The organism is Chroococcus sp. FPU101, assembly GCF_017312365.1.
In the GTDB taxonomy this organism is placed as follows: Bacteria; Cyanobacteriota; Cyanobacteriia; order Cyanobacteriales; family Microcystaceae; genus Chroococcus.
Genome location: NZ_BLJI01000036.1, coordinates 33,686 through 43,488, shown reverse-complemented (window position 1 = coordinate 43,488; position 9,803 = coordinate 33,686). Strand labels below are relative to the sequence as shown.

Below are 9,803 nucleotides of genomic sequence, written 5' to 3'. Positions count from 1 at the left end.
GATTTAAAAGCTCAAAAGTTTAAGTCATTTGAAATTGTATTAATTAAATACCATGACGATAGATTGTTTCGGCTTTTAAACATAATTTTTGGCAAAAGCAAGCAACCTCATTTCAGATTAAAGATTGACCAATTTGCTTGATTAGTCAAGTTTCAAAGAGTTCTTTAAGGAGTCGCTGGCGCATAGTTTTATCTAAAGTACGCTCTCGATCATCTTTTACAATCGGACAATCAAGACCAATTCTCCTTACATTAAACGATATAACTTTTAAAAGTCATATTTGGGTTGAAGCACCTTGAACCAGTAATACATAGACGTAATCTATCGTATTACTTAGATGAATTACTAGAATGATACTAGAATTCTTTTCTTTAAAGGAGCTAAAACCTTTATAGAACAAACGTTAATACTCAATTAAGACGGGTACGGCAGGATTTGAACCTGCGACTCGCTGCTTAGAAGGCAGCTACTCTATCCACTGAGTTACGCACCCTTTTACACATGGAATTCTATCATATCATAGCAGACACGGAGTTGAGACGCGATCTCTAAAGCCGCGTCTTACTAATATTTAAGGTTTGCCAAATTGTCTTTGATAAACCATGTCTTCTTTGCCAGATTCTAGTTTAATATCCGAGAGAGGATAAGCCACACACAGCAGCGCGTAACCCTCTTGTTGTAATTCGGGTGAAAGTCCCATCCCATCACTTTGTTCAACGGTTCCTGCTAAAAGTTGTGCCGCGCAGGTTGTACAGACTCCAGCATTGCAAGAACTAGGTAAATCTACTCCCACATCATAAGCCGCTTGAAGAATCGTTTTATTTTCTGGAACTTGAATCGTATAACAATTGCCTTGATGGTTAATCTCAACTTGATAGCTATTGGACATAATTATTAAAAGCTCGTTACAGTTTGCACTCACTTGATTTAATTTACCTTGCTCTTGTCTGCTGTTCTAGCTTGATGTAACAAATTATTAAAAAAACAGAGCAAATCCCAATAAAATCGAATTATTCAACCGTGTCATTGTAAAGAAAAGTAGCCATATTTAAAGCTTCATTGCAATATCTTAGTTTTCTCTATCTTTATGAAGACGGGGGGTGATATGTTTGTGAAACGTCAAATTCGGGTAGTCTTTTAGCATCTATGTATAACAACAATTCTGAGAAAGATTTAGTGGGTGCAGCTTTAACGGCCGGTTTAGGTGCAGGAATCGTTACTTCTTTTGCTGTGGGACAGGGACAGCATCCAATGATAGCTCTAGGAATTACAGCTTTTGCGGCTGTGTGTGGTGTTATTTGTCGTCAGTTTGATTTAGTCTAAAATTCGTTATCTAATTTCAATTCACCTTTTTTGTAAAAGATAGGTGAATTTTGTTTTTGTAAAAAGGGTTTGGCGATCAAACCCTTAATTAAGAAATTAACGCTTAGCTAATTTCTTCGATGGCATTTTTCGTAAACGAACTGATTTCGGAGTCACTTCCACCAATTCATCAGAGCCAATGTATTCTAATGCCCGTTCTAAGGTCATTTCGATAGGAGTTTGTAACTGGTCTAATTCATCACCCGTTGCTGAACGGTGGTTTGTTAGCTGTTTAGTTTTACAAACATTAAGTTCTAAATCTTGAGGACGATTATTTTCACCGACAATCATTCCTTTATACACTTTGGTACTCGGAGTAATAAAGAATGCGCCTCGGTCTTCTGCGTTTTTGAGTGCGTAGAAAGTAGCAACACCTTCCTCAAAGGAAATAAGTACACCATTGCGACGAGTCTCGACATCTCCCGACAGTGGGCGATATTCTAAGAAACTATGATTCATGATGCCTTCACCACGAGTCAGACGAATAAACTCGCCTCGGAAACCAATTAACCCTCTTGCTGGAATAGTAAACTCTAACTGAGTCCGTCCATTATTACTAACTTGCATATCTTGCATTTCACCTTTACGTTGTCCAAGGCGTTCAATACAAGACCCCACCGATGCTTCAGGAACATCTAAAATGAGATATTCATACGGCTCACAAGGCTGGCCATTAACTTCACGATAAATGACCTGTGGCTGTGAAACCTGAAACTCATACCCTTCACGGCGCATGGTTTCGATTAAAATCCCTAAGTGTAATTCACCACGTCCTGAAACTAAAAACTTCTCCGCAGAGTCAGCTTCTTCAACACGTAAAGCGACATTAGTTTCTAATTCTCTCATTAAACGATCGCGGATTTGTCGAGAAGTAACAAACGTTCCCTCTTGTCCTGCAAATGGAGAGTCATTAACCGAAAAAGTCATCTGTAAGGTGGGTTCGTCTACCTTAATTAAAGGTAACGCTTGTGGGTCATCGGGAGAGGTTAAGGTTTCCCCAATATTAGCATCTGCAAAACCCGCTACCGCAACAATATAACCCGCGCTGGCTTCGGGTAACTCAACTCGTTTGAGTCCGTCAAAACCCAATAGTTTAGTAATTTTCGCCTTAACAATTTCGCCGTTTTCTCTGACTAAAGCCGCTTGTTGACCTGCTTTAATCGTACCGTTATGAATGCGACCAATAACAATACGACCTAAATACTCAGAATAATCTAGAGTTGTTACCTGTAGCTGTAACGGTTTAGTGGTATCGCCTGCTGGAGGTGGAACATGATGTAAAATCGCCTCAAACAAAGGCTGCATATCTGTTCCGTCGTCGTCTAATTCTTTTTTAGCAAAACCCGCTAAACCTGAAGCAAACAAGGTCGTAAAATCACATTGGTCATCATCGGCACCTAGTTCAATAAATAGGTCAAAAACCTTATCAATTGCGCTATAGGGTTCGGCATTGGGACGGTCAATCTTATTGATAACAACAATGGGTCTTAAACCCTTTTCTAAAGCTTTTTTTAGCACAAAACGGGTTTGGGGCATCGGGCCTTCATTGGCATCGACAATTAAAATACATCCATCAACCATCCCTAAAACCCGTTCTACTTCACCACCAAAGTCAGCGTGTCCAGGAGTATCAACGATATTAATTAATGTATCTTTATAGCGAACTGCGGTATTTTTAGCCAAAATAGTAATACCCCGTTCTCTTTCGAGATCATTGGAGTCCATCACACACTCTGGAACATCTTCACCTTCTCGGAAAATCCCAGACTGTTTGAGGAGAGCATCAACCAAGGTCGTTTTCCCGTGGTCAACGTGGGCAATGATGGCTACGTTACGAATCGGCAGCGACATAGAATTTAGGTACTAAGAATTATATATAAGAAGTAAAAATTTCTTAATACTTCTAGCCTAGCTTAATTCGTTCAGATTTAACAGTTTTTTTATTTTTGACGATTTTGCGGGTCTTAGAATGCTATCATAATCTAAAGAAAGATAAAGTTTTGTAAAGAACCTTGACTGCAACTCTTAGACCCCAAAACAGTTCTCGAATTACCCCGCAGTGGAACTCTCTTGACCCCTTATGGCAGGGAGGAGAAGATGTCGTTAAACAAGGATTACCGCATCAGCAACTTAGCCCACCTTGGCAAATGTTACTATTAGGGGATGGTTCACCCACCCGACATCTTCAGTTACTCACAGGCGAAAAAACTGAAGTAGACGTGATCGATATGTCTCTAGTCGGTTCAGAGGACGATGGCGCACCTCTTCAAGTTCAAGCGATTTCCGAACCGAGATTACGTCGTCAAGTGTGGCTAAGAACGGTTTCGGGTCAACGTTTAGCCTATGCGGCCTCGTGGTGGGATGCCGACCATGTAGACGAATATCTTCAAAATCGATCGTTACCTATTTGGGAAAGTTTAACGCGTTTACACACTGAATTATATCGAGATGTACAGGGTGTTTATTACGGTCATTCCCCCGAATTAGAAAAAGCATTTCAAGAAAAAGGGCCGTTCTGGGGTCGTCACTATCTGTTTTGGCATAATAGAAAACCCCTTACCCTAATTTATGAGGTTTTTTCGCCTTATTTGCGGAAATATCTTGGCCCGATGCAGAAAAACTAATAATTGGTTATTAGTTAAGATGCTCTGCTAGGGCGTTCTTATCATAAATATTACAGGAGGTTATATTGTCGTTTGACAAACCCTCCTGTTGATTGTTGCGTCTAAATAGGGATTTTTTGAATCATGATATTGCGATTAACTAACGAAAATATCTTCATTAGTTAAAGCTAAACCCGTATTGAGGGTAGCAAACTGTATCGCTGCTGCTGTACCAGTGCCATCCCTGTCAAATAACAAGGCACCCGTCGCATTATTATAGATAAAACGTTGAGTCGTAGTTGTAGCAGACGAACCGATGATAAATTGATTTGATTTCAAAACATCATTTGCAGTGAGTCCACCACCAAAACCAGAAGCTTTAACGACAATTAGGTCATCCCCTGCGGTAAAATCAGTAATGCGATCGATTCCTTCATTCGTTCTAGAGAAGGTGAATAAATCTGCATTTGCGCCTCCAGTTAGAATGTCATTCCCACCTCCACCAATAATGACATCATTTTTGTTTCTGCCCAAAATCACATCACTACCATTAGTAGCAATCTGACGACGAGTACCATCATCATTAATTATGGTTGCAGTAACAGCCGATGAAGTTCCAACACCATAACCTGTACCTGATGTCAACTGTAAAATCACGGATTCATTCGATTCAACTGTCGAATCAGAAACAGGATTAATCACAACATTAGCCGTAGAAGCACCCTTAGCAAAGGTTATAGTTTTTGTCGGACTGCTAAAATTAGCACCAGTCTGTAAATAATCAGTGCTAAAAGTTGCGTCACCAGACACATTAAAATTAACAACAAGAGAATTAGTGAGATTTCCAGTACGGGTAAAGGTATAAGTAAAATTGGTGGGACTATTTTCACTAATACCACTGTAGTTAAGAGCGAGTGTGACATTATTTGGAGTTGCCGTATCATCGTTAGTAATGGTTCCAGTGACTGCACCTGTTGTACCAATGGTATAAGCAGCATTACTGGCAAGGGTTAGGGCTACAGTTTCATTACTTTCTACTACTGTATCGGCTGTTGGATTAACAATAACTTGTGCTGTATTTGAGTTAGCCGCAAAAGTGACACTTGTACCGATGTTAGCGTAATCAGTTCCGTTAGTTGCAGTTCCCGTAATGCCATAGTTTACATTTAGAGATGAAGTAAGAACACCTGTACGGGTAAAAGTGTAAACTAGATTTGCTGTTCCATCTTCAGTAACAGAAGCAGGAGAAACCGCAAGAGTAACGGTAGGTAAAACATCATCATTAAGAATGGTTCCAATAACAGGTGAAGTAGTACCAATGGTGTAAGCTGCATTACTAGCAAGGGTTAAAGCTACGGTTTCATTCGGTTCAACTGTTGTATCAGGTGTCGGGTTAACAATTACTTGTGCGGTGCTAGAATTAGCTGCAAAAGTCACACTGGTTGCGATATTAGCGTAGTCAGTGCCTCTGGTTGCCGTTCCCGTAATACCATAATTAACGGTCAAGGGGGAGGTCAGAGAACCTGTACGAGTAAAAGTATAAATTAGATTGCCTGTGCCATCTTCAGTAACACTAGCAGGAGAAACCGCAAGAGTAATATTAGGTAGCGTAGTTGTACTCTGTCCAAAAATTACATAGCTCTGCCCTGAATAGGAACCATTAGGGTCGGCACCAATTGCCCCAATAATAATATCATCAAAACCATCACCATTGATATCACCTGCGCTGCTGACAGACCAGCCTAAACCGTCACCAGTATTAATCCCATTAACCGCAAAGCCGTTCGTCCCGTTAAGAGTCGAAAGGTCGAAACTAGCACTAAAGCCGCTATTTTTACCAAACACGACATAACTCTGTCCTGTATATGTGCTATTGGGGTTAGCATTATATGCACCGATAAGAATGTCATCAAAACCATCACCGTTGACATCTCCTGCACTGCTCACAGAATAGCCTGAAGCATCACCAAAATTAATCCCATTAATCGCAAAGCCGTTTGCCCCATTAAGAGTCGAAAGATTAATATTAGGATTAAAGCCGCCACTTTTACCAAACACAACATAACTCTGTCCTGAATAATTGCCATTGGGAGCGGCACCCCTTGCCCCGATAAGAATGTCATCAAAACCATCGCCGTTGACATCTCCCCCATTGCTGACAGACCAGCCTAAATAGTCACGCTCACTAATGCCATTAATCGCAAAGCCGTTTGTTCCGTTGAGAGTTGAGAGGTCAAAACTAGCACCAAAGCCGCCACTTTTACCAAAGACTACATAGCTTTGTCCTGAATAATAACCATTGAGGTCAACATTTGGTGCGCCGATAAGAATGTCATCAAAACCATCGCCATTGACATCTCCTGCACTGCTGACAGACCAACCTAAAGCATCACCCGAATTAAGGCCATTAATCGCAAAGCCGTTTGTTCCATTGAGCGTCGAGAGATTAATACTCGGACTAAAGTCGTCACTCTTACCAAAGACCACATAGCTTTGTCCTGTATTATAGCTGTAGCTGTAGCCATTGGGGTCTGCACGAAATGCGCCGATGATGAGGTCATCAAAACCATCGCCGTTGATATCCCCTGCACTGCTCACAGTCCTGCCTGAACCGTCACCAGAATTAATCCCATTGAGAGCAAAGCCGTTTGTTCCGTTGAGCGTCGTCGAGAGGTTAAGACTGGCACTAAAACCGCTACTCTTACCAAACACTACATAGCTTTGCCCTTCATCTCTTGTGCCGATAATGAGGTCATCAAAACCATCACCATTAACATCCCCTGCACTACTCACAGAAAAGCCTGAAATACCATAAGGAAAAATTCCATTGAGAGCAAAGCCATTTGTTCCGTTAAGAGTAGAGAGATTAAAACTGGCACTAAAACCACCACTTTTGCCAAACACCACATAGCTTTGTCCTGACAAAGAGCTATTAGGGTCGGCATATGGTGCGCCAATGATGAGATCATCAAAACCATCACCGTTGATATCCCCTGCATTGCTCACAGAACGGCCAGACTGGTCATAAGCATTAATCCCATTAATGGCAAAACCGTTCGTTCCGTTAAGACTTGAAAGGTTAAATACTGCTGGAAAAGGCATTACTATAATCTCCTATGTTTACAATAAATTAATTAATAGTGGAGTTTTCACCAATAGTTATTACCCGTCGAATTTCGTCACTCTTAAAACCAACCGCCATCGGACGACGAATTCTGGGTAAAGTAACTACATCGTAAAGTTCTTCGACTATTCCATCAATATTCAAAGAATGAACGATATCACCTCTGTTTAAATCAATGACGAATAGTCCACAACGTGCGCTTGCATTGAATGAGTTTAATTTTTCATTCAATAACAACCCTGAAAAGGTTTTGTTTTCCCTCGGTTTCGACAAACCAACAATGGCAAAATCCCCACTAAATGCCAGTCCCCGTAAATAGCCTGGACAAAACGCAACAGCGATAAACTTCCCTGCATCTATATCTATATATCCAAATTCTCCAGTTCCCGAATTGTGTAACCAGAGTTTATCTTGATAATATCTCGGTGAATGTGGCATCGATAAACCAGTGGCGATAATCTCGTTACTAATTACATCAATGACACAACCGCCCTGTTGTCTCTGTTCTCTCCACCCTTCAGCGAGATCACTTTGACTAACTGCGGTCACATAACGCGGTTTTCCATCTCGAATAGCCAGTCCATTGAGATGACATCTGTCTTCGGCCGCTATTTTAGAAATAAAGGGAGGTTGCCACAAAGGGATAAAACTATGAGTAGGTGAAACGGTGGCTAAACAGCTAAACAGAGTATTAACAAAAATTAATTTATTATTGACAAGTGTGACATCATGAATATCCAAGTCCCCAGTAACATAACTGATTTGCGGGACATAAAAAGCATCATAATCTTGATACACTTGTTCCTGTTCTAGAGTATTTTCAAACCGCCAAAGCTGATAGAGAGTGCTGATATATAATGAGTTACCTTGAGCATACAACCCCATACAGCGATCGAGAGTTCGTTCAAATACAGATAATTGCCCATTTGGTTGTAACCCAATAAAAAAGACCTTTCCTGCTTGATAGGTCGTAAAAGCAAGACTTAAATTTTGTTCGGCTAACCAAGAGGTAAACTGTCGCGAGCTATTGATTTCAAGCTTTTTCGGATTTTCTAACATTGTTGTGGTTGGCATTTTTATCCTTAGATTTTTCTAGCCACTGGTGTTGATAAAACTCTATGAAAATTCTCTTTCATCACAAGAGACGACTTTGTAGTTCAAGTAAGCCATCAGCTAAATAGATCTTTTAACAAATCAACTCTAAAATATAGTCGAATTAAATTTTAGTTTTTATGAAAATAAAAACTGAGTTGTTCAATAACGTAATATTTCTTCATATTGAACGAATTTGAAGCGATCGTTTTTCCGCTAATCTAATAAACAGTGTTAGAGAAGGTAACCACGCGCCGATTACCCCTAGAATACGGATTTACTTAATTTATCCCTCTTGGCGAACCACTCGACCATTTGTATCCGTTCGATAAACCCAAGTTTGTTTCCCTCTATTGATGACCACTCGCCAACCATCGATTAAAGCCTGACTACACATTTCTCCAGGTTTAGCCAGCCCTAGACAACCATCTGTCCAAGATTCATGGGTTGCATTGCCTAACTTAAATTCTTCAGCAGGTAAGTTCGTTTGTTTAGCTAAATCTTGTTGTACTGCTTTTAAAACAGAGTCAGGTAGTTGATGATTTTGCTTTTCAGTCATGGTATGTGATGAGTCAGACATGGCAAAAGCTGGAGAAACCATCACCAAAGGCAGTAGACAACTCAAAACCATCAATAATACCCAAATAAAGGAAAAGCTTGGCCTAACTATAGACGTTTTGCAAGATCTCATGATGAATATCACCTCATAAATGGGAACACTAAAAATGCAGTCTTTTTCAAACCGTAGCCTTTTAATATGTCCTCTTTGGAACCATCCTATCTTATTTCTCAACTCCCCTCCTCCACCTCTGGGGTTGAAAATCATTCTTTTAAAGACCAATACTGGATGTATAGTACCTTTACCTTATTAGCACTCCTCACGGCGGTGTTAGTATATAGCAAACTGAAACTGACTCAAGCTCAGAAAAATTTGCAATTTGAACAGTTCAAAAGCCAAGACCTCAAAAAGAAACTTAAACTGGCTTTACATACGATTAAAAAAATGGAAACGAATCCCGATTTAGTGCATTCTAGATCATTTAACTTAGATTATCTTCGGATGCGGATGGATGAAGAGGTTTTCCATTATGTCATTGTTAATCAAATCAAAATTAAAATTATACAACTGATTGGTGAAGCTTTACGACCGAGTACCGCGAAAAATGCAGTCGGTATCGTACCAGGCACCCGTCAGATTGAAGAAACTTTTGATGTGACCTATGAAATTGAAACCCAAGAAGGAACATGGAATAAAGGGATACTGTTTCGCATTCAGATTAAACTAACTAAATTACCGACACAAACATCAACAGCAACGGTTAATGAAATTATTGAATGTATTGAAATCTTTTTATCGGCAGCCGAAGAACAGGATAACTGGCAACCTGCTATACATGGTCATGTCGTTTTAATGAGTTGGGATCAAAAAGCGAAACCAACACCTTTAATGATTCTAGAACAATCCGAAGAAGGCGTTAATGTTAGTTTTCGTTCAACTCCCGTTAAATCACTCTCATCTGCACCCTCTAACTTTTCCGAATAAAATTTCAATCATGTTAAGTCTACCGATTTTTAGGTTTGTGAATTAATAACAAGTTGCTTCAACACAAATCAAAGCCATA

At 40.0% G+C, this 9,803-nt stretch carries 8 protein-coding genes and 1 tRNA gene; 3 read left to right on the top strand and 6 right to left on the bottom strand.

Going from position 1 to position 9,803, the window contains the following annotated elements; translation table 11 throughout:
* Positions 1-420 precede the first annotated feature (420 nt).
* Together CFPU101_RS21105 and CFPU101_RS21100 are read right to left on the bottom strand one after the other, a co-directional pair.
* Positions 421-493, bottom strand: a tRNA-Arg gene (locus CFPU101_RS21105).
* Between the two features lie 78 nt (positions 494-571).
* Positions 572-889: a 2Fe-2S iron-sulfur cluster-binding protein gene (locus CFPU101_RS21100; RefSeq protein ID WP_206817316.1), complete on the bottom strand. Its 318-nt coding sequence runs from the start codon at positions 887-889 to the stop codon at positions 572-574.
* 257 nt (positions 890-1,146) lie between these two features.
* Here CFPU101_RS21100 and CFPU101_RS21095 point away from each other — a divergent pair, with 257 nt between their 5' ends.
* A complete protein-coding gene (locus CFPU101_RS21095; RefSeq protein ID WP_206817314.1) occupies positions 1,147-1,323 on the top strand; it encodes a hypothetical protein in 177 nt (58 codons plus the stop codon).
* Positions 1,324-1,419: 96 nt separating this feature from the next.
* Here CFPU101_RS21095 and typA read toward each other — a convergent pair whose 3' ends face one another.
* Positions 1,420-3,213, bottom strand: a complete 1,794-nt coding sequence (gene typA / locus CFPU101_RS21090) for a translational GTPase TypA (RefSeq protein ID WP_206817312.1) — start codon at positions 3,211-3,213, stop codon at positions 1,420-1,422.
* 161 nt (positions 3,214-3,374) lie between these two features.
* On the opposite strand from typA, the gene CFPU101_RS21085 reads away from it, so the two are divergent.
* Positions 3,375-3,986, top strand: a complete 612-nt coding sequence (locus tag CFPU101_RS21085) for a chorismate lyase (RefSeq protein ID WP_206817310.1) — start codon at positions 3,375-3,377, stop codon at positions 3,984-3,986.
* A gap of 135 nt (positions 3,987-4,121) precedes the next feature.
* On the opposite strand, the gene CFPU101_RS21080 is transcribed toward CFPU101_RS21085, so the two are convergent.
* The 3 genes from CFPU101_RS21080 to CFPU101_RS21070 all read right to left on the bottom strand — a co-directional run bounded on the left by CFPU101_RS21080 (position 4,122) and on the right by CFPU101_RS21070 (position 8,872).
* Positions 4,122-7,067 (bottom strand): Calx-beta domain-containing protein, encoded by a 2,946-nt coding sequence (locus tag CFPU101_RS21080; RefSeq protein ID WP_206817308.1) that lies wholly within the window; start codon positions 7,065-7,067, stop codon positions 4,122-4,124.
* Between the two features lie 28 nt (positions 7,068-7,095).
* A complete protein-coding gene (locus CFPU101_RS21075) occupies positions 7,096-8,163 on the bottom strand; it encodes a TIGR03032 family protein (protein ID WP_242578145.1) in 1,068 nt (355 codons plus the stop codon).
* A gap of 304 nt (positions 8,164-8,467) precedes the next feature.
* On the bottom strand, positions 8,468-8,872 hold the full coding sequence (locus tag CFPU101_RS21070; protein ID WP_206817306.1) for a hypothetical protein: 405 nt from the start codon (positions 8,870-8,872) through the stop codon (positions 8,468-8,470).
* Between the two features lie 66 nt (positions 8,873-8,938).
* On the opposite strand from CFPU101_RS21070, the gene CFPU101_RS25725 reads away from it, so the two are divergent.
* On the top strand, positions 8,939-9,724 hold the full coding sequence (locus CFPU101_RS25725) for a hypothetical protein (RefSeq protein ID WP_242578144.1): 786 nt from the start codon (positions 8,939-8,941) through the stop codon (positions 9,722-9,724).
* The last annotated feature ends 79 nt before the right edge of the window (positions 9,725-9,803 follow it).